The sequence below is a fragment of the Bacillus sp. es.036 genome (genome assembly GCF_002563635.1).
Taxonomy (GTDB): Bacteria; Bacillota; Bacilli; order Bacillales; family Guptibacillaceae; genus Guptibacillus.
Genome location: NZ_PDIZ01000001.1, coordinates 2,685,964 through 2,706,201, shown reverse-complemented (window position 1 = coordinate 2,706,201; position 20,238 = coordinate 2,685,964). Strand labels below are relative to the sequence as shown.

The 20,238-nt window shown below is 40.7% G+C and carries 24 protein-coding genes, 1 pseudogene and 1 riboswitch; of the genes and pseudogenes, 18 read left to right on the top strand and 7 right to left on the bottom strand.

Annotated elements, in window-relative coordinates:
• The 6 genes from ATG70_RS13770 to ATG70_RS13745 all read left to right on the top strand — a co-directional run bounded on the left by ATG70_RS13770 (position 1) and on the right by ATG70_RS13745 (position 6,541).
• A complete protein-coding gene (locus ATG70_RS13770) occupies positions 1 to 1,389 on the top strand; it encodes a bifunctional metallophosphatase/5'-nucleotidase (protein WP_257147703.1) in 1,389 nt (462 codons plus the stop codon).
• An 83-nt stretch (positions 1,390 to 1,472) separates the two neighbouring features.
• On the top strand, positions 1,473 to 1,775 hold the full coding sequence (locus tag ATG70_RS13765) for a YunC family protein (RefSeq protein WP_098444853.1): 303 nt from the start codon (positions 1,473 to 1,475) through the stop codon (positions 1,773 to 1,775).
• Positions 1,776 to 1,916: 141 nt separating this feature from the next.
• Positions 1,917 to 2,696, top strand: coding sequence for a sporulation protein YunB (gene yunB, locus ATG70_RS13760; RefSeq protein WP_159784581.1), 780 nt, complete (start codon positions 1,917 to 1,919; stop codon positions 2,694 to 2,696).
• Positions 2,697 to 2,767: 71 nt separating this feature from the next.
• Positions 2,768 to 2,948, top strand: a riboswitch (Lysine riboswitch).
• A gap of 149 nt (positions 2,949 to 3,097) precedes the next feature.
• The gene (locus tag ATG70_RS13755) at positions 3,098 to 4,672 is read left to right on the top strand and encodes a Na+/H+ antiporter NhaC family protein (protein WP_098444851.1); all 1,575 of its coding nucleotides are present in this window, start codon (positions 3,098 to 3,100) and stop codon (positions 4,670 to 4,672) included.
• A gap of 236 nt (positions 4,673 to 4,908) precedes the next feature.
• On the top strand, positions 4,909 to 6,435 hold the full coding sequence (locus ATG70_RS13750) for a sodium-dependent transporter (RefSeq protein WP_098444850.1): 1,527 nt from the start codon (positions 4,909 to 4,911) through the stop codon (positions 6,433 to 6,435).
• A 1-nt stretch (position 6,436) separates the two neighbouring features.
• Positions 6,437 to 6,541, top strand: coding sequence for a methionine/alanine import family NSS transporter small subunit (locus tag ATG70_RS13745; protein WP_098444849.1), 105 nt, complete (start codon positions 6,437 to 6,439; stop codon positions 6,539 to 6,541).
• Positions 6,542 to 6,578: 37 nt separating this feature from the next.
• On the opposite strand, the gene ATG70_RS13740 is transcribed toward ATG70_RS13745, so the two are convergent.
• On the bottom strand, positions 6,579 to 7,565 hold the full coding sequence (locus tag ATG70_RS13740) for a M23 family metallopeptidase (RefSeq protein ID WP_257147701.1): 987 nt from the start codon (positions 7,563 to 7,565) through the stop codon (positions 6,579 to 6,581).
• Positions 7,566 to 7,748: 183 nt separating this feature from the next.
• Between ATG70_RS13740 and lipA the strand changes: the two genes are divergently transcribed.
• Positions 7,749 to 8,636, top strand: a complete 888-nt coding sequence (gene lipA / locus ATG70_RS13735; protein WP_098444848.1) for a lipoyl synthase — start codon at positions 7,749 to 7,751, stop codon at positions 8,634 to 8,636.
• 46 nt (positions 8,637 to 8,682) lie between these two features.
• Here lipA and ATG70_RS13730 read toward each other — a convergent pair whose 3' ends face one another.
• Entirely contained in the window at positions 8,683 to 9,342 is a 660-nt protein-coding gene (locus ATG70_RS13730; RefSeq protein ID WP_098444847.1) for a YhcN/YlaJ family sporulation lipoprotein, read from the bottom strand.
• 125 nt (positions 9,343 to 9,467) lie between these two features.
• Between ATG70_RS13730 and ATG70_RS13725 the strand changes: the two genes are divergently transcribed.
• Positions 9,468 to 9,773: a YutD family protein gene (locus tag ATG70_RS13725; RefSeq protein WP_098444846.1), complete on the top strand. Its 306-nt coding sequence runs from the start codon at positions 9,468 to 9,470 to the stop codon at positions 9,771 to 9,773.
• Positions 9,774 to 9,784: 11 nt separating this feature from the next.
• Here the strand turns inward: ATG70_RS13725 and ATG70_RS13720 are convergent, their stop codons facing one another.
• Entirely contained in the window at positions 9,785 to 10,054 is a 270-nt protein-coding gene (locus ATG70_RS13720; RefSeq protein ID WP_098444845.1) for a hypothetical protein, read from the bottom strand.
• 48 nt (positions 10,055 to 10,102) lie between these two features.
• The gene (locus ATG70_RS13715; protein WP_098444844.1) at positions 10,103 to 10,375 is read right to left on the bottom strand and encodes a DUF3055 domain-containing protein; all 273 of its coding nucleotides are present in this window, start codon (positions 10,373 to 10,375) and stop codon (positions 10,103 to 10,105) included.
• A gap of 154 nt (positions 10,376 to 10,529) precedes the next feature.
• Here ATG70_RS13715 and ATG70_RS13710 point away from each other — a divergent pair, with 154 nt between their 5' ends.
• From ATG70_RS13710 to ATG70_RS13695, 4 genes are all read left to right on the top strand, one after another.
• The gene (locus tag ATG70_RS13710) at positions 10,530 to 10,976 is read left to right on the top strand and encodes a DUF86 domain-containing protein (RefSeq protein ID WP_098444843.1); all 447 of its coding nucleotides are present in this window, start codon (positions 10,530 to 10,532) and stop codon (positions 10,974 to 10,976) included.
• A 169-nt stretch (positions 10,977 to 11,145) separates the two neighbouring features.
• Positions 11,146 to 11,910 (top strand): TIGR01457 family HAD-type hydrolase, encoded by a 765-nt coding sequence (locus ATG70_RS13705; RefSeq protein WP_098444842.1) that lies wholly within the window; start codon positions 11,146 to 11,148, stop codon positions 11,908 to 11,910.
• Between the two features lie 65 nt (positions 11,911 to 11,975).
• Positions 11,976 to 12,539: a helix-turn-helix domain-containing protein gene (locus tag ATG70_RS13700; protein ID WP_098443716.1), complete on the top strand. Its 564-nt coding sequence runs from the start codon at positions 11,976 to 11,978 to the stop codon at positions 12,537 to 12,539.
• Positions 12,425 to 13,366, top strand: a complete 942-nt coding sequence (locus ATG70_RS13695; RefSeq protein WP_142329564.1) for an IS3 family transposase — start codon at positions 12,425 to 12,427, stop codon at positions 13,364 to 13,366. The genes ATG70_RS13700 and ATG70_RS13695 overlap by 115 nt, the downstream gene beginning before the upstream one ends.
• Positions 13,367 to 13,418: 52 nt before the next feature.
• On the opposite strand, the gene ATG70_RS13690 is transcribed toward ATG70_RS13695, so the two are convergent.
• On the bottom strand, positions 13,419 to 13,916 hold the full coding sequence (locus ATG70_RS13690) for a phosphatidylglycerophosphatase A family protein (RefSeq protein ID WP_257147700.1): 498 nt from the start codon (positions 13,914 to 13,916) through the stop codon (positions 13,419 to 13,421).
• Positions 13,917 to 14,085: 169 nt separating this feature from the next.
• Here ATG70_RS13690 and ATG70_RS13685 point away from each other — a divergent pair, with 169 nt between their 5' ends.
• Positions 14,086 to 15,081 carry a hypothetical protein gene (locus ATG70_RS13685; RefSeq protein ID WP_098444841.1) on the top strand — a complete coding sequence of 332 codons (996 nt, stop codon included), beginning with the start codon at positions 14,086 to 14,088 and terminating at the stop codon, positions 15,079 to 15,081.
• A 46-nt stretch (positions 15,082 to 15,127) separates the two neighbouring features.
• Here ATG70_RS13685 and ATG70_RS13680 read toward each other — a convergent pair.
• Positions 15,128 to 15,349 (bottom strand): annotated as a pseudogene (locus ATG70_RS13680) (NifU family protein); the annotation flags it as partial.
• A 236-nt stretch (positions 15,350 to 15,585) separates the two neighbouring features.
• Here ATG70_RS13680 and ATG70_RS13675 point away from each other — a divergent pair.
• Positions 15,586 to 15,894, top strand: coding sequence for a DUF1462 family protein (locus ATG70_RS13675; protein ID WP_098444839.1), 309 nt, complete (start codon positions 15,586 to 15,588; stop codon positions 15,892 to 15,894).
• Positions 15,895 to 15,939: 45 nt separating this feature from the next.
• Here ATG70_RS13675 and ATG70_RS13670 read toward each other — a convergent pair whose 3' ends face one another.
• The gene (locus tag ATG70_RS13670; protein WP_098444838.1) at positions 15,940 to 17,004 is read right to left on the bottom strand and encodes an NAD(P)/FAD-dependent oxidoreductase; all 1,065 of its coding nucleotides are present in this window, start codon (positions 17,002 to 17,004) and stop codon (positions 15,940 to 15,942) included.
• 212 nt (positions 17,005 to 17,216) lie between these two features.
• Here ATG70_RS13670 and ATG70_RS13665 point away from each other — a divergent pair, with 212 nt between their 5' ends.
• The 4 genes from ATG70_RS13665 (at position 17,217) to dapF (ending at position 20,165) form a co-directional block, all read left to right on the top strand.
• Positions 17,217 to 17,447, top strand: a complete 231-nt coding sequence (locus tag ATG70_RS13665) for a DUF1450 domain-containing protein (protein WP_257147699.1) — start codon at positions 17,217 to 17,219, stop codon at positions 17,445 to 17,447.
• A 238-nt stretch (positions 17,448 to 17,685) separates the two neighbouring features.
• Positions 17,686 to 18,909, top strand: coding sequence for a NupC/NupG family nucleoside CNT transporter (locus tag ATG70_RS13660; RefSeq protein ID WP_098444837.1), 1,224 nt, complete (start codon positions 17,686 to 17,688; stop codon positions 18,907 to 18,909).
• A gap of 136 nt (positions 18,910 to 19,045) precedes the next feature.
• Positions 19,046 to 19,285, top strand: a complete 240-nt coding sequence (locus ATG70_RS13655; RefSeq protein WP_098444836.1) for a hypothetical protein — start codon at positions 19,046 to 19,048, stop codon at positions 19,283 to 19,285.
• 22 nt (positions 19,286 to 19,307) lie between these two features.
• Entirely contained in the window at positions 19,308 to 20,165 is an 858-nt protein-coding gene (gene dapF, locus ATG70_RS13650; RefSeq protein ID WP_142329612.1) for a diaminopimelate epimerase, read from the top strand.
• Positions 20,166 to 20,238 lie beyond the last annotated feature (73 nt).

Here is a 20,238-nt window from a genome sequence, read left to right as displayed (position 1 = left end):
TTGACTTCTAGAACATTACAATTTTATTATACGAACGATCTTCACAGTCATTTCGAAAACTGGTCCAAGGTGTCGTCTTATCTCAAAGAGAAGAAGCGCATGCACGAGCTTCAAGGCACACCCTACCTCCTTCTCGATTTAGGGGACCATTCTGACAAGGTGCATCCAATGACTGAGGGAATGGTTGGAAAGGGCAACGTTCAGCTGTTGAATGATCTTCAATACGACTACGCCACAATTGGCAATAATGAGGGCATTACGTTTTCAAAAAAAGAGCTTGAAGCGCTGTATACTGAAGCTAGTTTTGAGGTGCTTGTGGCGAATCTCTATCATCAAGATGGCACAAGACCCGCATGGGCGGCCCCTTATAAAATTCATGAGTTAAATGGTGTGAAAGTGGGGATCATTGGCGTTACGATTCCGTATGAGCAATTTTACTCGCTATTAGGTTGGAAAATCGATTCGCCATATGATTTTCTACAAGCTATGATTGATGAAGTTCGTCAACAATCAGATGTTGTCGTGCTGATGTCTCATATGGGACTAGGCAATGACGAACAAATGGCACGAGAGATGAATGGCATTGATATTATTATCGGTGCTCATACCCATCATGTATTGAAGCATGGGATGCTTGTAGAGGACACGCTCATTACACAGGCAGGCAAAAACGGGAATTACGTTGGAGAAGTGACCGTTTGCATCGATATGGACACAAGGGAGATTACGGATAAAGAGGCTTATGCGATTTCAGTTCGAAATCGGAAAGAAGATCGTCCAACTTTTGAAATGATTCAACGATTAAGTATAGAAGCGCAATCGATGCTAGAAGAAGTTGTCTGTCGACTTGAGCAACCTCTTGAATCTGAGTGGTTTCAACGGTCGGTTTTAGCGGATGAATTAGCCGCTGCCCTTCGAGAATGGTGTCATGCAGATATTGGCATGATTAATGCAGGTATGCTTCTTGATGGATTATCAGAAGGTCACGTCTCACGAGAAGATCTCCACCGTATTTGTCCTCATCCCGTAAACCCTTGTAAAGTGATCTTAAGAGGAAGTGAGTTACGCGAAATCATTTCCCACGCCATGTCAGATGAAATCGTGAACTTAAGTTTTAAAGGACTAGGATTCAGAGGAGAAGTGATGGGGATCATGGCATTCGACGGTCTTGAAGTGACGACGGTTGAGATGGAAGACGGACTTCGTCATGTCACTGACGTTCTTCATAATGGTCATCCACTCATATCTGACCAAGAATATGCCGTGGCCACAGCTGATATGTTCACGTTTGGTAAATTCTATCCACAAATGAAGCACGCAAAGAAGAAGTATTATCTTCCTGAAATGCTTCGTGATCTTCTTGCCTGGCGTCTTGAGAATAGGCATTAAAACTTTGCACGTATGATGTCAAACATGCTGTTGGTTTCATATAGATATAGTGATATTCATTCAGGTCAGGAGGCGGGAATGACGTGATCACTATGACACCAATCATGATTGATGGTCATCCGTTTACAGCAGTTAGTATGCAGCTTCCAAAAACAAATTTTCTAGCGGTCATGAATGAAAATGGCTATATCATGTGCGGCGCACTGGATATTGCCTTGCTTAATGAGAAGTTAAGTGACCGGAAGATTATTGCAGGAAGAGCTGTAGGCGTAAGGTCGATTGATCAGCTGCTTGATGCCCCACTTGAATCTGTTACGCTTGAAGCAGAAGCGCGAGGCATTAAGATCGGCACAAAGGGCAGAGATGCCATGCTTAAGATGATGTGAAAAAAGCCGTAGCCAATTTGCTTAGGCTTTTTTCTTTGGTATTAAAAAAATCACATTACTAGGGAAGTAGCATTCTGGAGAAATTGTCCATACTTCTCTCTTTCATGGCATATACATGAGGAAGAGAAGGGAGGGTTCATGTTGTTTCGAACTCGTAGAAAATTCTTTAGAAAGGGGCCGCTTCCCTTTCGTTATGTGTTTGTCATCTCCTTCCTACTATTCATTTTTATGACGGTCCAGGGGCTATGGATCGTTGAAAAAGGAATAAAGCCTACACTGATTGAAATTGCCCGTACCGAGACGAATCGGATCGCAACAATAGCGATTAACGAAGCCATTAATCAGAAGATGGCTGAAGAAGTAGATAATTATCAAGATTCGTTAATAAAAGAAGTGACTGACAATGAAGGAAAGTTGGTGCGAGTTCAGATCAATCAAAGGGCAGTTACTCAGGTGCTTGCGCAATCAACGGAAAAAGTACAGCGATTTCTAAAAAGTGTGGAAGACGGAACGTTAGATTACTGGGCGGAACAAAATGGTGTGGAGCTTGAAGTGGATGATCAAACATCGTTGGATAATGGGATCATTCATTATATTCCAATTGGTCAGGCGTTTGATAACACGTTACTTGCCAATATGGGACCAAAAGTTCCTGTGCGTTTCACAGCGATCGGTGAAGTGAAGTCTGATTATAAAAGTACAATTGAACCAGTTGGTATTAATAATATTTCTGTCGACATTCGGGTTCACATTGAAGTGAAAGTAAAAATCGTTATCCCATTTGCTACGGATTCTGATGTGGTGACGACGGATATTCCCGTTTTGTTAACGATTATTCCAGGTGAAGTACCAAACTTCTATAACAATGGTTCAGAAGGTGGGTTACCTACTCCATCTATTCAAATTGATGATATGGAATAATCTACAATTGCAGGATGAGAGAAAGTAAGGTATACTTTAAAACTGAACTTAATATTGTTCCTTATCTTATACGATGAGGTAGAGGAGCAGATCCTCATGAGTACGTGTTGGGAGAATGACACCAATGATCAGCATCGAAAGGGAGATCTGCCGAAGCATAAATAACGGTCACATTATTTATGTTGGGGCGGCATTGAAAAAGTGTCGAACTGTCATTATGAGTCTAACTTGTAATGGAGAACTACTGATCGGGGTGGACACTTAACATTGACTCGGTGAAGCGAGCAATGATAGGACCAATCCTATCATTGCTCGCTTTTTTGCGTTCAGAAACAAGCGGCTGAGGGGTAGGCGTCCATTCCGGTTTGCATAACAATCATTTATTTATTAGGAGGATATTCATGGAGAATTCAATTCTATCCATTATTCCACCGCTCATAGCTTTGCTAATGGTAGTGGTGACAAGGAAAGTGCTTCCTTCACTTGGAGTGGGCATTATTCTTGGTGCACTTATGATCAACAATTGGAGTGTGCCAGGATCATTAAATGAAATTTATACAATCGTGAAAGGGATTTTTATTGATTCCGAGAGCGGTGGCTTAAATACTTGGAACATGTACATTATTTTCTTCTTACTTTTATTAGGAATGATGACAGCCTTTATCTCGATGTCAGGTGGAAGTCGTGCCTTTGGTGAATGGGCGATGAAACGCGTCAAAACAAGAGTTGGCGCACAGCTTGTAACAGCCGTATTTGGTATTATTATTTTTATTGATGATTACTTTAATTCGCTAGCCGTTGGTAATGTGAGTCGACCGATTACGGACAGGCATAATGTATCAAGGGCAAAACTTGCTTATATTATTGACTCCACAGCAGCACCGATGTGTATTATTTCCCCGATTTCAAGCTGGGGTGCTTATATTATCGCACTTATTGGTGGCGTACTAGCAACACATAGTATTACAGGCGTTGGCGCATTAGAAGCGTTTATCAGAATGATTCCAATGAACTTATACGCTCTCTTTGCTCTAGCCATGGTTTTCTTTGTGAGTTATTTTGATATCAACTTAAAAGCAATGAAGGTTCATGAAGATCGTGCCCAGAAGACTGGAGAGGTTCTCGATCCCAATCAAGGTGCCGTACCTGGTCAAACAACGGGTCTTCCTGAAAGTAAAAAAGGAAAAGTAGCAGATCTTGCATGGCCGATCATCATGCTGATTGCAGGAACTGTGGCGTTTATGATTATCACAGGCATTCAGGCGGTGAGCGGAACAGATACAGCAGTAACCGCTTTGTCGATTTTTGAAAACACGGATGTTGCCGCATCGCTTCTATATGGTGGATTAATTGGGCTTGCAACATCTCTCATTTTCTTCTTTATGAAACGAATGGGCGGTGCCGTGCTTGGTAAAGGAATATGGGAAGGAATTAAGTCAATGCTTCCGGCGGTATACATTCTTTTCTTTGCGTGGACGCTAATTGAGATTATTGGAAGTCTTGGAACAGGAAAGTATCTTGCAGGTCTAGTAAATGACCACATTATGATCGGCTTCTTGCCTGCCATATTATTCTTGCTTGCAGGAGTAATGGCCTTTGCAACAGGTACGTCATGGGGAACATTTGGCATCATGCTTCCAATCGCGGGGGAGATTGCTGCGGCAACCGATCCTACTTACATGCTGCCAGTTCTTGCAGCTGTCCTTGCCGGAGCTGTATTCGGTGATCATTGTTCACCGATCTCAGATACAACCATTCTTTCTTCCACAGGGGCAGGAAGCCATCATATCGATCATGTGATGACTCAGTTGCCTTATGCCTTGCTCGTAGCAGGAATATCATTGCTTGGCTACCTTGTTTTAGGATTTACAGGTAGTGTGATTATTGGATTCATTGTAACAGCCATTTTCTTTGGAATTCTCGCTTTTATCCTGAAAACAAAATATGCCAACAGACCGGTTGAAGCGGCAAAATAATAATGAAACAGGAGGTATTTCCTCCTGTTTTTTTATGTTTTTACACAAAAATAGAGAGATTTCCATGAAAAATTGAACGATTCATACCAAAAAAAGAAAAAAGATTGTTTTGACAAGGCCATACGTACTAGATATACTATAAACAAAATAATCTGAATTTACTTAAAAGTCTTAACCTTTTTCTGGAAGGGGGCTTATAGTGAAAAGGGTTTAATTTGTTTAAGGGGGTAATTCATTTGGAAAATCGTGCGCAATGGGGAACGAGGGCTGGATTTATTTTAGCCGCAGTTGGATCAGCAATAGGTCTAGGAAACATTTGGAGATTTCCGGCTGTTGCTTATGACAATGGTGGCGGGGCATTTTTTATACCTTATTTATTTGCATTACTAACAGCTGGAATCCCAATTTTAATTCTTGAATTTACAATAGGGCATAAGTTCCGTGGATCAGCGCCACTTTCATTCTTTAGAATGAATAAAAAGATGGAATGGCTTGGCTGGTGGGGCGTTATTGTTGCCTTTGTTATCTCGACATACTACGCCGTTATTATTGCGTGGGCGATCTCGTATAGCTATTTTTCTTTTAACCAGAGCTGGGGTTCAGATACAGAAGCGTTCCTTTTTAATGACTATTTGAAATTGACGGTTGATCCTGGACAAACAGGTAGTATCGTACCAGGCGTATTTCTTCCGTTAATTGCTGTATGGATTATCACATTAGGCGTTCTTCTTGCCGGTGTTAAAAAAGGAATTGAGCGTGCAAATAAAATTTTCATTCCTACTTTAATTGTTCTTTTCTTAATTATTGTCATCCGAGCAGTGACGCTTCCTGGTGCTGCTGAAGGGCTAAATGCTTTCTTTACACCGAATTTTGACAGCATAACATCTGGTAGTGTATGGGTTGCTGCCTATGGACAAATCTTCTTTAGTTTATCGATTGCTTTTGCTATTATGATTACTTATTCTAGTTACTTACCTAAGAAATCAGATATTACGAATAACGCCTTTATTACTGGTTTTGGTAACTCAGCGTTCGAACTACTTGCTGGTATTGGTGTGTTCTCTGCACTAGGTTTTATGGCACAACAGCAAGGATTAAGCGTTGGTGAAGTAGTAAGCGGTGGCGTAGGACTAGCTTTCGTTGTCTTCCCGCAAATTATTAATGAGTTCCCAGCATTGAACGGTTTGTTTGGATTCCTGTTTTTTGCATCACTTGTTCTTGCTGGATTGTCTTCACTTATTTCCATTTCAGAAACGTACGTTGCAGGGGTTTCCGAGAAGTTTGGAATTTCTCGTACAAAAGCTGTATTAATTGGTGGAGGAATTTCTTCCATTATCTCAATTTTATTTGCGACTCAAGGCGGCTTGTTCTTCTTAGATGCAGCGGATTACTTCATTAACCAGTTCGGTATTGCATTTGTTGGTCTTGTAGAAGTAGTTGTAGTGGCTTGGGTGCTTCGTGAGCTTAATACGCTTGAATCACATGCAAATGGCATTTCAGATATTTCGCTGAAGTACTGGTGGAAAGCTTGTCTTGGTGTCATTACTCCGCTAGTACTTGGATACATGATGTTTGATCTGTTTAAAACGAATCTTCTTCGTCAATTTGATACGCCTACTGGTAACTATGAAGGTTACTCAAACGGCTTTATCCTTTATAGCGGCTGGGCTGTCGCAGGGTTCGCCATTCTGGTTGGAATTCTATTCAGCCTAAAGAAATGGGATGCGAAAGTAGAGCAGCAAAAGTATAAGGAGGTAAGCTAATATGGGGGGTAGCGCGATCTTTATGATGATTGTTGGAATGGTCATTATCTGGGGAGGACTTGCAGCAAGTATTCTTAATGCTGTTAGAGTCTCAAAAAAACAATAAAATTAAAAGAAGAACTAGCGCGCTAGTTCTTCTTTTTTTAGGATTTTTTTCGCGCTCTTTCCTGGCGTTCCCAAAGTCGTAAAGAAGGATATGGATCATATGACCATTCTGTCCTTCCATTATCTTTATAAATGCCGTAATGCAGGTGCGGTGGAAATTTCCCGGCTGTTCCTTTAGGGCCATATCCTGAGCTACCAACGTAGCCAATGATTTCACCAGGCTGAACAACGCTTCCCTTCTCAATCCCTTTTTCAAAACCGTTTAGGTGTGCATAGTAGTGGTAATTCCCATCAATGTCCCGGATACCAATCCGCCAACCACCGTATTCATTCCATCCTTTTGTTTCAACAGTTCCATAACTTGTGGCTTTAACGCCAACACCATAAGAAGCAAAAATATCTGTTCCTTCATGAATGCGAAGGCCTCCCCAACCACGTCGGTCACCCCACGTGCTTCGATAGCTGTAGTTAGCGTGCAGAGGGACTGGAAAGGCATGTTTATCTAGCTTTAGCGTTTCGAATCTTTTGTAAACAGCACTATTGCTTGTAATGGTTCGAACCGCCTGATCGCGGTGATAAAAGTCCCATAATCCAATTTGTAGGTCTTCGAACGAAGTTCCGTATTTTTGCAAGAAGTCACCAATCGTATAAAGAAGATCTTCATCATTCGTTCGCTCTGCTTTACCATCACCGTTCCCATCAAGTCCAATGCCGCCAAAAAACGAAATCGACTCTGTGCTTGTATCTTCCTTATTCGGATTTGCTGCGCCCGTCCATTTTTCTGGGGCAATGTAAATGGCTACAGCTCCTTTTTCACGAGGAATATCTTTTTGAGATCGCCTAATGCTTCGTTCATATTGATCAATTCCGGCGTAAAGATACCAAGGAACTTGCGTGACGGCTTCCATCTTATGAAACAGCATCATGCGTTCGTTCCTTAATTTATCTTCATCTACTTCAGCAGAAAAAACAGTAGCTGGTATGAGAAAGAAAAGAACAAGGATAAGAAAACTGTATTTTCTCAATCGTTTCTTCTCCTTTCGTTATTTGTCATTACACTTAGTTTGCATTTCAAATCGTAAATCATTAGATCTAAATAATGGAAGGTCTAAAGTCTTAATCGTCACGAGATTCACACTTTTTATGGAAATCGAAGGGTTATCTATGGTATTCTTTAATACAGAAAAGCGATAGGTGAGGTGAATGTATTGAGTAAGAAAGAAGAGTATCTAAGAAAACCCGAATGGTTGAAAATAAAATTAAATACGAACGAGAACTATAAAGGTCTTAAGAAGATGATGCGCGAGAAGAAACTACATACGGTCTGTGAAGAAGCGCGTTGTCCTAATATTCATGAGTGCTGGGCTGTACGTAAAACAGCGACATTTATGATTCTTGGTGATGTTTGTACGCGCGCATGCCGTTTCTGTGCGGTTAAAACAGGTCTTCCAACAGAACTAGATTGGGCTGAACCAGAGCGTGTTGCTGATTCGGTTGAACAAATGGGCTTAAAGCACGTCGTCATCACGGCAGTAGCGCGAGATGATTTGAAAGATGGCGGTGCAGCTGTATTTGCTGAAACGGTTCGAGCTATTCGTAGAAAAAATCCATTCTGCTCAATTGAAGTTCTTCCTTCTGACATGGGTGGTCAATACGAAGCGCTTGAAACCCTTATGGATGCAAAACCGGACATCATGAATCATAATATTGAAACAGTGGAGCGTTTAACGCCAAGAGTGCGTGCACGTGCAAAATATCGTCGTACGCTCGAGTTTCTTCAGCGTGCCAAGGAAATGAACCCTGAGATTCCTACAAAATCAAGCATTATGTTGGGACTAGGTGAAACAAAAGAAGAAATTATTCAAACATTGGACGATCTTCGCGCACACGACGTTGATATTGTTACGCTTGGCCAATACTTACAACCTTCGAAAAAGCATTTAAAAGTTGAAAAATATTGGACACCACAAGAATTTCTTGAGTTAAAGGATATCGCATTGGAAAAAGGATTTAAGCACTGTGAATCAGGTCCAATGGTACGTTCTTCATACCATGCTGATGAACAAGTCAATGCTGCAAAACAAGCAACTAACTAAGCTACTCTGAAATAAATGAAAATCGGCCTGCTGAGGGCCGATTTTTTTACTTCGACATCATTTCTTTTCCGCCTGTATCGTTTAAATCCTCATTCATTTCACCTTTCATTTCACCGTTTTCATTCTCTCCATCACTCACTTTTTTGCCCTGTGGTGCTTTTTTCATTTTGGCAATGGTTTCTTCAATGCTTTGGTCTAAATCTGCGGTTGCTGTAGAGGCATTTTGATATCGCTCGACTTCTGCAATCATTCCTTCTTCGTCAGAAACATACACATGGTAATATCTTGGGATAACGGAGAGGGCTGTTTTCTTAACTTGATCAGCAGTTGCATCACGGTCTTTCGAAGTGGATTTATAGGCGATTAACACTTCTTCATCTGTCACTAGCGTTGCCACATCATTCACATAAGGAAGCACGATGGCCATCGAACCGATCATATCAGACATACGATCACGATCGAGGTAAGCAATGTTTTCAGGTTGCTTTTGAGAATTCATGTTGTTTGTATTTCGTGTGTGGCGAATGTAACCAAATCCGCCTTTTTTGGCCTTTTCCTGAGAGTTTGCAGTATTCATTCCATACTCTTCTGGATCAGTTTTGACCGGTGTTAAATCTGCATGATCAAAGGAATCAGTCGCATTTTCTCCCTGACATGCCGTAATTCCGATTGCAAGTGGCAGGATAAGCAGTATGTGTTTTTTCAAATGTCTTCACCTCCATACTGTTATCATGACCGAACTAAGCTTCTTTTTTCCTGGTATTACTTGGACAATTCCAATAAAAAAGGTATCATTAGACTAATGAGCCCATTTGAAATGAGGGAAGTAGCATGATAAAAGTGAATCAACATACATTTGAGTTGATGAAAGATGAAAGAGAAGGCTGGAACGAAGAAGCTTTTCTTGCTCGATATAGTGAGATTCTAGATAAATACGACTATATTGTCGGAGACTGGGGATACGGTCAGCTTCGATTAAAAGGATTTTTTGATGATCGCAATCAGAAAGCGACATTTGATACAAAATTCAGCACGGTACTGGATTATTTATATGAATACTGCAATTTTGGCTGTCCTTACTTTGTATTAAGAAAGCAAAAGAAAGAAAATCCTAAGAAGCAACAACAAGAAGCATAAGCCGAGTAGGCTTATGCTTTGTATGGTTTTTCAGAATCCTTGTCTGGATCATCGTGTGGTGGATGGGAACCAGGGTCCTGACGAGGTAAGTGTTGGTGAAGGTTTTTATTCTCATAGTTAAACGCACTGTAAGATCGCTGACCTTCTCGCCATGGAGTCGTTTTACCAAGCTTTTTATTTACCGGTGAACCATATGGACCCTCAGGTGTATCTTCTGGCAGGACGTAATTTCTTCCTTTTTCTACGTTAGCAAAGTCTTGATAATCTTCATCATCAAACATGAATAAACACCACCTTAGGAGGTAGTGTATTCATTGCTAACTAAAATATTAGTGACTTAGAACTTCTCTCAAGAAGTTGCGAAGTTCTTCGGCATCTTCCTCGTTGAGAGAGTAGGCATGCTCGAGGTTTCCTGGCTCATTTAGATCATCGTGGCCGATAATTGCAAATTTGCCTCCTTGAATATCGAGGACTAACGATTTTCCATAAAAGCGATCTGATTTTACAATACAAAGGTCAAACCGATGATTGCTTCCCATAAAGCACACGAACCTTGCTTCAGTAGCCTCCTGTTCGTCGTAGATGAGTCGTTCATCTTCCATCATAGCACCCTCCTTTTCTAGTTAACGCTATCATACCATCTTATGAAGCGTTGTCATACAAGCTTCGATAGAAAATGTAAGCTTTTGCATTTTAGGATATGATACACTAAAGAAAAGTATTTATATCGATTGGATTAGAGGCAGGTGTATTTCTATGTACTTTGTGGATCGTAAGAAAATTGAAGAACAGCTCATTTATTTTGATAAAATGATTGGGATATTAAAAGAAAGTTCTTTTCAGACGGAACTTCACATGCTTGGATTAGAGAGACTTCATCATGTTTTTATTGAAAGCATGATCGATGTCGGAAACAGCATGATCGATGGTTTTATTATGCGAGATCCGGGTAGTTATGAGGATATTATTGAAATTTTATCTGATGAAAAAGTGATTTCCTCTGAGAATGCTGTTCGGTTAAAAGAAGTAGTGGGTATGAGAAAACCGCTTATGCAGGAGTATGTTAATCTTCAACATGGAGCATTGGAGCAAAACCTACGGAAAAATCTCAGTGCACTTGAGCAATTTCCTGCTGATATTAGAAAGTACTTAACGAAAGAATTGGGCGCAGTCTCAGCTTTTCTTCCAGACAATCATCATTAAAACTTGAATAATCGAAGCATGTAAAGAAAGAAGGGTGTTTTTGATGAGAGGTAGTAAAAAACGTGAAAAGCAGCTAACGTTATCCATTCAAAAACACGACCGAGGAACCGCTTTCGATAAATGAAAGCGGTTTTCTTGTGGGTTGGATAAATAAAAGGAGGAAGAAAAAATGAAAAACTATAAAGGATATTTAATTGATCTAGATGGTACCATGTACCGAGGTACTGAAAAGATTCATGAGGCAGTTCAATTCGTGAAGCGTTTAAAGGAAGCGAAACTTCCTTATTTATTTGTGACGAACAATTCATCAAAACGGAAAGAGCAAGTGTCTGAGAAGCTTGAGGCATTTGGTGTTCCTTGCACGCCAGATCATGTGTTTACAACAAGCATGGCGACAGCAAGCTATATCTCACATAAGAAGAATGATGCATCGGTGTATGTAATCGGTGAAGAAGGGATTCGTGATGCGTTAACGGATGAAGGACTAACCCTTCAAGACGATCATCCAGATTACGTTGTCGTTGGCATTGACCGCTCAATTACTTATGAAAAATTTGCTAAAGCTTGTATTGCCGTTCGAAACGGGGCTACGTTTATATCGACTAATGGCGATATTGCGATTCCAACAGAACGTGGATTGCTACCTGGTAATGGTTCATTAACTTCAGTGGTTTCTGTTTCAACAGAAACGGATCCGATTTTTATTGGGAAGCCTGAACCGATTATTATGGAACAAGCTTTGGCACAGCTCGGCACATCTAAGGAAGAGACGTTAATGGTAGGGGATAATTACCGGACAGATATCCTTGCAGGCATTAACGCAGGGTTAGATACCCTGCTTGTGCATACGGGTGTCACGACGAAAGAACACTTGGAGTCAGTGGAAAAGCTCCCAACGTATACCGTTCAAACATTAGATGAATGGAGCACATAAAAACGCCCTCAGGGTAGTGCACCCCGAAAGTTAGAGTTAAAAACTAACTTTCGGGGTGTTTTTGTATGGCAAAGTATAGTGAAAAATTTAAATTAGAAGTGGTAATGGAGTATCTCCAAGGATCTCTGGGATACACTTTATTAGCCAAAAAGTATGGAATGCCTCATAAATCCCCCATCATTGGTTGGGTTCGTGCTTATCAAACCTTTGGAGAAGAGGGATTGAAGAGAAAGCGTTCAAGACAAGTCTTCCCTGTCCAATTTAAGTTAAATGTATTAAACTTTATGAAACAGACAGGCGCTTCTTATCGGGAGACTGCGATTGCCTTTAAAATGAACAATCCTTCGTTAATTGCGAATTGGTCTAGTACATTACGGAAGGAAGGAATCGGAGGCCTCCAAGAAAAAGCGAAAGGACGGCCACCTATGCCAAAAAATCACAAACAACAATCATCGAAATCAGAAAAAGAGTTAACGCGTGAAGAACAACTAGAACGCGAAAATGAGCTTCTGCGATTAGAGATTTCCTATCTAAAAAAGTTAAAAGCTTTTCAGGAGAACCCGAATGCCTATCTCGAAAAGCACAAGCAGCGCTGGTATTCGAACTCAAAAAAAAAGGATTCAAATTAAAGGACGCTTTGCGGAGAGTAGCCATTCCCGAGGCCACCTATCATTACCAGGTAACGCAATTAAAGAACGAAGATCCAAATAAAGAGTGGAAAGAAGTGATCAAGGAACTCTTCCATAAGCACGAGGGAAAATACGGATATCGCCGCATTTACTTAGCGCTTCGAAACCAGGGATATGTCATCAACCACAAAAAAGTGCAAGGAATGATGAGTGAGTTGGGATTGAAGTGTGAAAAATTCACTCGGAAATCCCGGTATAAATCGTACAAAGGTACGGTTGGAAAAGTGGCTCAAAACCGATTGAAACGCAGATTCAATACGTCCGTCCGTCTCCAAAAAATCGTCACAGATGTGACTGAATTTAAATGTAGAGGAAATGAAAAGCTTTATTTGAGCCCGATGATGGACTTATTTAATGGAGAAATTGTTTCTTTTGGGATTTCCAACCGACCCGCACTCAATCTTGTTTTAAAGCCTTTGACTGAAGCGTTAGAAACCATTCGAACGGAAGCCAAATACCGGACCACCATCCACTCAGATCAAGGCTGGCATTATCAGCACAACACGTGGGTGAAGACATTAAAGAAGAATCGAATCTTCCAGAGTATGTCCAGAAAAGCAACCTGTGCCGATAATGCGGCCATGGAGAACTTCTTCGGGATTCTCAAACAAGAAATGTATTATGGAGAAGAGCTTGTCTCTTATGAAGAACTGAAAAGAAAACTTGAGGTATACGTGGACTATTATAACCATGAACGCGTAAAAGCAAAATTGGCTGGTTTAAGCCCGATACAATATCGAACTCAAACCAGCCAAACAGCTGCATAATAAAAACTCTAACTTTTAGGGGTCACTACCCAGAGGGCGTTTTTATGTTGGCTTATTCCGTTTTTTGTGCTCGATGTGCAAGACGACTTGAGGCCGCTGCTGCAATCGCGCCAACAATATCATCGAGGTACGTGTGACATTCACCTGTCGTCTTATCGTTTAATCGTTCTAGAATACCTGGCTTTTGCTTATCGATAAAGCCATAATTCGTAAACCCAATCGAACCATACACGTTGACGATTGATAAAGCAATAATTTCATCGACACCATATAAACCTTCATCTTTCATTAAAATATCTTGGAGCGGTTGATCAAGAAGTTTTTTCTCCGTTAATTCATCAAGCTGGATGCCTGTTAATACTGCATTTTGAACTTCTCTTTTTGATAACACGCGTTCTACGTTCTGGATACATGTTTCTATTTCAAGGTTAGGGTGATATTTTTCTTGAAGGTAAAAGACGAGGTCTGCGATATCTTTGATCTCGACTCCACGTTCTTTTAATTTACTTCTCGCTGCTTTTTCTACAAGGTCCATAGGTTCTTGGCCCATTCTTGTCCCACCTAACTTTATAGTAAATTGGTATTGGATAGAGTTGATTATATTAGTATATGGTGAAGGGCGGAGAAATATGACAGTGATGTTCAGTTGAATCGATTACACCGATTGGGCGCCTTAGGCATATAGTACAAATACAAAGACGAAATGTCGGAGGGTTAGCATGCTGGAGCGGGAGATTTTTCATCAATATGGGATTGTTGTGGATCAGCAGAATGAGGAAAAAGGTGGCTACTTACTTAGGGGTTCAGATCAATCAGAATTTATATTGAAACGGGCGCAATTGGAGCAGGAAAGTGAATTCCCTTGGTATGTTATGGTGGCAAATTATTTTAATCAACAGAATGAACCGACGATGTTGCCGATTGCTTCAAGAAGAGGGAAGTATATTGAGACGATACAAAACGAAGCTCACGTTCTTTATCAAAAACCGTATCAACGTCACACTCATCATAGTGACGGCAGTCGGCTAGCACTGTTTCATCGAAAAGCAGGTAATCTTCTAGTGGCTTATAATGATTTACCGGATATTCAACCATGGCAAATGAGATGGCAGTTCAGAATGGATCAACTTGAATCCTTTCGAGAAGAATTGAAAAATCAGGCGCAGCCTCATCGAGAATTTGATAAATGGTTTATTGAAACATTTCCTTATTATTCTGGTTTAGCAGAAAATGCGATTCAGTACATCGTAGACTGCGGGATTGATACAGGAACGAATCCATTTCAAGTTAGAACGCTCGCGTTTAACCGGTATACAACGAAATATCGTCGGAATTCAGAAGGGCTGTTTCCAAATGATTTTATATTAGACCATCCAGCTAGAGATCTTGCCGAATGGATTCGATATGAGTTGGTAGAAGGCGAAGGGAACTTTGAAACAATCAGGCAGTTCTTGTGGGATTATCATGAACGTCGTTCGCTGAATCAAATGGACTGGAATCTCTTATATGCACGTTTGCTTTTTCCGCTACCTTATGTGGAGACGGTTGAGCATTATTATAGTGATGGCAATTTGAAAGAGAAAGAACGGAGCTTCCTAAACTTAAAGAAATTTGTGAGAAGAGAAGGCGAGCGAGAGGAAGTTTATCGTTTGTTATTTCAAGAGTTAATGGGGGATTACGGGAGCCAAATGAGACGAGTGGATTGGTTAAGTTAAAACATAAAAAATCCCCTCTAATCTAGAGGGGATGGATGTGTTTGGTTTAAAATACTTGCTCGAGTTCTGTTACACCAGGAACTTCTTCAAGTAGTGCACGTTCGATTCCTGCTTTAAGTGTAATTGTGGAACTTGGGCAGCTGCCGCACGCTCCCATTAGACGTACTTTAACTACGCCGTCTTCGATGTCTACAAGCTCTACGTCTCCGCCGTCACGCAGGAGGAATGGACGCAGTTTATTCAATACATCTTGTACTTGCTCTTGCATCATTCATCGACTCCCTTCATACTTCCATTATACTAATGATGATGTAAAAAATCTATGTGTTATTGTGGAATGATTATTATTCTCATCTTACTTTATCATGGTATGAAATCAGATTCAAGATGGAACATCTAGGGAAATGATTGCGAGTACTAAAAAAGGCGAATGGTTCTTTTCTGTCTCAATGGAATAAGGTACAATAAAGGTAAATGGATTGAATAGAAAGGACGTTTTTCATCATGGAGGAAGTACTTGTCTATGGAGCAGGCGAACGTTGTGCAAGCTGTGTGAACCTGCCTTCTTCAGAAGAAACGGCTGAATGGCTAAAAGCTGCCCTTGATCGGAAATACCCGGATCGACAAATTACCGTTCGATATATTGATATTCATAGTCAACTTTCAGGAGCAGAAGCGATTTTTGCCGCTAAAGTAATTGATGAAGATCTATTTTATCCCGTCATCGTCGTTCAAAATGAAATTGTCTCAGAAGGAAATCCAAGGTTGAAAGATCTCTATGCTGTATTGGAAGATCAATCAGCTACGGCATAATAAAAGGAACCCGCGACGATTTGCGCTGGGTTCCCTTTTATTTTTTTAACCATTATGATTCTTATACATCCATAAGATCCCTGACTTAAGTAGACGCGGTACTCGACCAGTGAGTGGTCGATTCGCCATCACGCCAAAGCCATGTTTGCTTCCGAGTGAGCCAAGCGTTCCTTTGATCTTAATCGGTGGAAGGGCTGGCGGTGTTTCATTTTTCCATTGCTTTTGTAGCACAAGGGCAATTTGTTCAGCCTGTTCTTCAGCAAGCTGAGCACTTGGTGCATGTGGCAAACTTGCGCAGTCGCCAACAACAAATGCATTGTCGTGATTTGGAATAGAGTGGTAATCATTCAGGATAATCCGCTGCTGTGGATCTTTTTCTACGTCTAGCTCACGAACGATTTTGTTTGGCTGAATGCCGGCCGTCCAAACAATTGAGTCACAGTGAACGGGTTCCCCATGATTAAAAAGGGTATGCGGTTCTACTTTTGTTATGTTGGACTCACTTACAACCTCAACATCACGTTCTTCAAACCAAGACTGTACATATTTTCCGAGTCTTTCAGGAAAGGCTGAGAGGATCGTATGACCACGGTCAAATAATTTGACTTGAAGGTCTGGTCTGCTTTCATGAAGCTCACTGGCGAGCTCAACGCCACTCAGACCAGCTCCGACGATCCCAACAATTGAGTTAGCACCAAGGTTGTTCAAGGTTTCATACGTTCTTCTTGAAGAATCAATGGTTTGGATGCTTAGTGTATGAACATCAGCGCCTGGTACATTATGATATTTGTCTTCACAACCAAGACCAATGACGAGGGTGTCGTATGCAAGGTCGTCATCATCTTTTAAGTGAATCACATTTGAGTTTAGATCGATGCCATTAATTTCACTATATTTGATTTCAAGTTTTTGATGAACTGGAAATTGAACGCGTATGTGGTGATCACTTGCTGTTCCGGCAGCAAGTGCGTAATATTCCGTTTTCATACTATGATAAGGATTTCGGTCAACAAGCGTAATCGTGAGGTCTTCTGGTAAATCAGATGAAAATAATTTCTGTAGAATGCGCATACCACCGTACCCGCCGCCTAATAGCACTAGCCTTTTCATGATAAGAGGTCCCCTTTGATAAAATTCAATAACGCCGTCTTCCTATATAAAGTAGAGAAGCTAAAGAAGAAGTTAAGATTTAGGAAGAAATAAGGAAGCGACACGCGCTATACTATACTTATACATTTGAATTTTTTATGACAGTTAAAAGTATAGCGAAACTGAGACTTATGTACAATAACATTTCTGAAATGCGTAACTGGGGGAGTGGCATGAAAATGAAAACAATCGAATTTTGTGCTGGTAATGTAAGAGAAAATAAAAAGGTATGGGAAGTATTCGAAAAGGTACCAGGAGTTGAATTAATTGATTATGGTTGCCTTGGTTATTGTGGGAACTGCTATAGTAAGGCGTTTGCGATTGTTGAGGGTCGCTTAATCAATGCTGAAACGTCTGAATCTCTAATTAAAAAAATTACGCAAAAATTAAATGAAGACAATTAAGGGCTTTCATTGGTCACATTCTGTGTTATAATGATAAAGGTTCATTGAAGTCTGATAGAGAGAGAGCAGACTTTTTATTTTCCGCTTATCTGCGAAAAATGTCGAATATTCAGACGACTAAAAACACTGTTTGTAAGCGCTGTATTTAGCTGACTGCTATAATATTTCTATTTTAAATCTGGTAATGGGGTAGCCTATGCTTATAAACGGATACAATATTTAACGAGGGGTGTAAAATATGCAAATACTATGGGGATTTGGTGGTATGGCTGTACTTTTTGCCATTGCCTTAATCTTTTCAACAAACCGCAAAGCGATTAACCTTCGTACGGTGCTAGGAGCACTTGCGATTCAGGTCGCATTTGCATTTGTGGTACTTAAATGGGAAGCGGGTAAGGCAGCTTTAAAACAACTATCCTTATTCGTTCAAGATATTATTGGATACGCCAATGAAGGAATTGGCTTCCTATTCGGTGGCTTAATTGGAAATGAAGACATTGGGATGATCTTTGCTTTTCAAGTTCTTACCATTATTATCTTCTTCTCTTCTCTTATTTCTGTTCTTTATTACCTAGGTATCATGCAATGGGTGATTCGTATCCTTGGTGGAGCGATTTCATGGGCACTTGGAACAAGTAAAGCAGAATCTTTATCAGCAACAGCGAATATCTTTGTTGGTCAAACAGAAGCACCGCTTGTGATTAAACCTTACTTGGATAAAATGACGAAATCTGAGTTATTTGCCGTTATGACAGGTGGACTTGCTTCCGTTGCCGGCTCTGTATTAATTGGTTATTCTCTGCTCGGTGTACCGCTTGAGTATCTCCTAGCGGCAAGTTTCATGGCAGCGCCAGGTGGTCTATTAATGGCGAAGCTGATTATGCCTGAAACAGAAACACCAGAAACAGCTAAAGAAATTAAAATGGAAAGAAATGAAGATCACGTTAACGTGATTGACGCTGCGGCACACGGTGCATCAGACGGACTGAAACTTGCTTTAAACGTTGGAGCTATGCTTCTTGCATTTATCGCTTTAATTGCGCTTTTAAATGGCTTGCTTGGTGCAGTTGGCGGTTGGTTTGGTGCAGGTGGCTTAACCATTCAGCAAATTCTTGGTTATGTTTTCTCACCGCTTGCGTTTGTAATTGGTGTTCCATGGCAAGATGCTGTTCAAGCAGGTAACTACATTGGACAGAAGTTGATTCTGAACGAATTTGTGGCTTTCTCTTCTTTCGGACCGGAAATCAGTGCTGGCAACCTATCTGATAAATCAATTGCGATTATCAGCTTCGCTCTATGTGGATTTGCAAACTTCTCATCTCTTGCAATCCTACTTGGTGGACTAGGCGGTCTTGCACCGAAACGTCGTCCGGAAATTGCAAAGTTGGGAATGCGCGCAATCTTAGCTGGTACGCTTGCAAACCTATTAAACGCAGCAATTGCGGGTATGCTTATTTTCTAAGTTGAAAGCCTCTTTTAAAGGGGCTTTTTTTTTATGGTTGTTTAATCATTATATTATGATCATTCAAGCAAAGCATTGTTGTATTTTTATAATTTTACGATATACTTGTTAAATTAAAAGGCAGGAGGGATCACTGATGAGTAGCTTTGAACATACATTGCCGTATGATCGTATGATGGGCGACGTTTACGTTCCAGAATGCCCATTTTGTGAGACGGAGAATGTATTAACACCGATGACAGAACGAGATTATCAACAAGGCTGTGAAGAAATAAAAACAAGACTCGTGATGCCTTGTTGTAACGGCAAGCTCGTGATTGAAAAAATCGATGGCGATTATTTCTGGACGACAGAAGCCGTTCGGAAAAACCAATAAAAAGAGAGAAAGAGTGACAGCATTGCAGGAAATTACGTATACAAAAATGCACGGCCTTGGCAATAACTACATTTACATCAACACATTCGAGCAACCATTAAACGAAAGTAACCTTCCTCAATATGCAAAAGAAGTGTCTGATGTTTACACGGGCATCGGATCAGACGGCATGATCTTGATTTGTCCATCAGATAAAGCTGAAGTGAAAATGAGGATTTTTAATAAAGATGGATCAGAAGGTAAAAACTGTGGGAATGGATTACGCTGTGTAGCCAAATACGCTTATGAAAATAAGCTTGTTACTGAAACGGAATTTGCGATTGAAACGCTAGCAGGGCTCGTGAAAGCAGAAGTTCATCTCGTTCATGATGTGGTTGAAACGGTAACAATTGATATGGGAAAACCTCAATGGACAAGAGGGAGTCTTCCGATGAAAGGGAATGCGGAAGAAAAAGTAATTAATGAACCGATTGGTTTTGAAAATCAATCCCTACGTATGACGGGAGTTTCGATGGGAAATCCTCATATGGTGATGTTTGTCGAAGATATTCATTCTGCACCTCTTACGACGGCAGGACCTTATTTTACAGATCATGAGCTATTTCCAGAGAGTATTAATGTTGAATTCGTTGAGGTTGTATCAAGCAGTGAGTATCATTTTCGTGTATGGGAACGAGGTTCAGGTATCACACAAGCATGCGGAACGGGGGCGTGCGCCGCTGTCGTTGCAGGTGTATTAAATAATAAAACGCCTAAAGGAACAAAGGTAACGGTTCATCTTGCTGGTGGTGACCTGGACATAACTTGGGATAGTGATGACCACGTGTGGATGACGGGTCCAGCCGTCACCATTTCTACAGGGGTATACTTCGTAAAATAGAGTTTGCTTATAGTCAAAAGCTTGGTGAGAAGCATATGATACTTTTACATTGAGATATAGGGCGAGCACCTGA

What these genes read in the sequence shown, in the direction of transcription:
- ATG70_RS13660 (WP_098444837.1), top strand. Translation starts at nt 17,686, where the DNA reads ATGCAAATACTATGGGGATTTGGTGGTATGGCTGTACTTTTTGCCATT.
- ATG70_RS13655 (WP_098444836.1), top strand. Translation starts at nt 19,046, where the DNA reads ATGAGTAGCTTTGAACATACATTGCCGTATGATCGTATGATGGGCGAC.
- ATG70_RS13670 (WP_098444838.1), bottom strand. Translation starts at nt 17,004, where the DNA reads ATGAAAAGGCTAGTGCTATTAGGCGGCGGGTACGGTGGTATGCGCATT.
- ATG70_RS13710 (WP_098444843.1), top strand. Translation starts at nt 10,530, where the DNA reads ATGTACTTTGTGGATCGTAAGAAAATTGAAGAACAGCTCATTTATTTT.
- ATG70_RS13705 (WP_098444842.1), top strand. Translation starts at nt 11,146, where the DNA reads ATGAAAAACTATAAAGGATATTTAATTGATCTAGATGGTACCATGTAC.
- ATG70_RS13690 (WP_257147700.1), bottom strand. Translation starts at nt 13,916, where the DNA reads ATGGGCCAAGAACCTATGGACCTTGTAGAAAAAGCAGCGAGAAGTAAA.
- ATG70_RS13665 (WP_257147699.1), top strand. Translation starts at nt 17,217, where the DNA reads ATGAAAATGAAAACAATCGAATTTTGTGCTGGTAATGTAAGAGAAAAT.
- ATG70_RS13745 (WP_098444849.1), top strand. Translation starts at nt 6,437, where the DNA reads ATGGGGGGTAGCGCGATCTTTATGATGATTGTTGGAATGGTCATTATC.
- ATG70_RS13675 (WP_098444839.1), top strand. Translation starts at nt 15,586, where the DNA reads ATGGAGGAAGTACTTGTCTATGGAGCAGGCGAACGTTGTGCAAGCTGT.
- ATG70_RS13700 (WP_098443716.1), top strand. Translation starts at nt 11,976, where the DNA reads ATGGCAAAGTATAGTGAAAAATTTAAATTAGAAGTGGTAATGGAGTAT.
- ATG70_RS13715 (WP_098444844.1), bottom strand. Translation starts at nt 10,375, where the DNA reads ATGGAAGATGAACGACTCATCTACGACGAACAGGAGGCTACTGAAGCA.
- ATG70_RS13725 (WP_098444846.1), top strand. Translation starts at nt 9,468, where the DNA reads ATGATAAAAGTGAATCAACATACATTTGAGTTGATGAAAGATGAAAGA.
- ATG70_RS13720 (WP_098444845.1), bottom strand. Translation starts at nt 10,054, where the DNA reads ATGTTTGATGATGAAGATTATCAAGACTTTGCTAACGTAGAAAAAGGA.
- ATG70_RS13755 (WP_098444851.1), top strand. Translation starts at nt 3,098, where the DNA reads ATGGAGAATTCAATTCTATCCATTATTCCACCGCTCATAGCTTTGCTA.
- ATG70_RS13685 (WP_098444841.1), top strand. Translation starts at nt 14,086, where the DNA reads ATGCTGGAGCGGGAGATTTTTCATCAATATGGGATTGTTGTGGATCAG.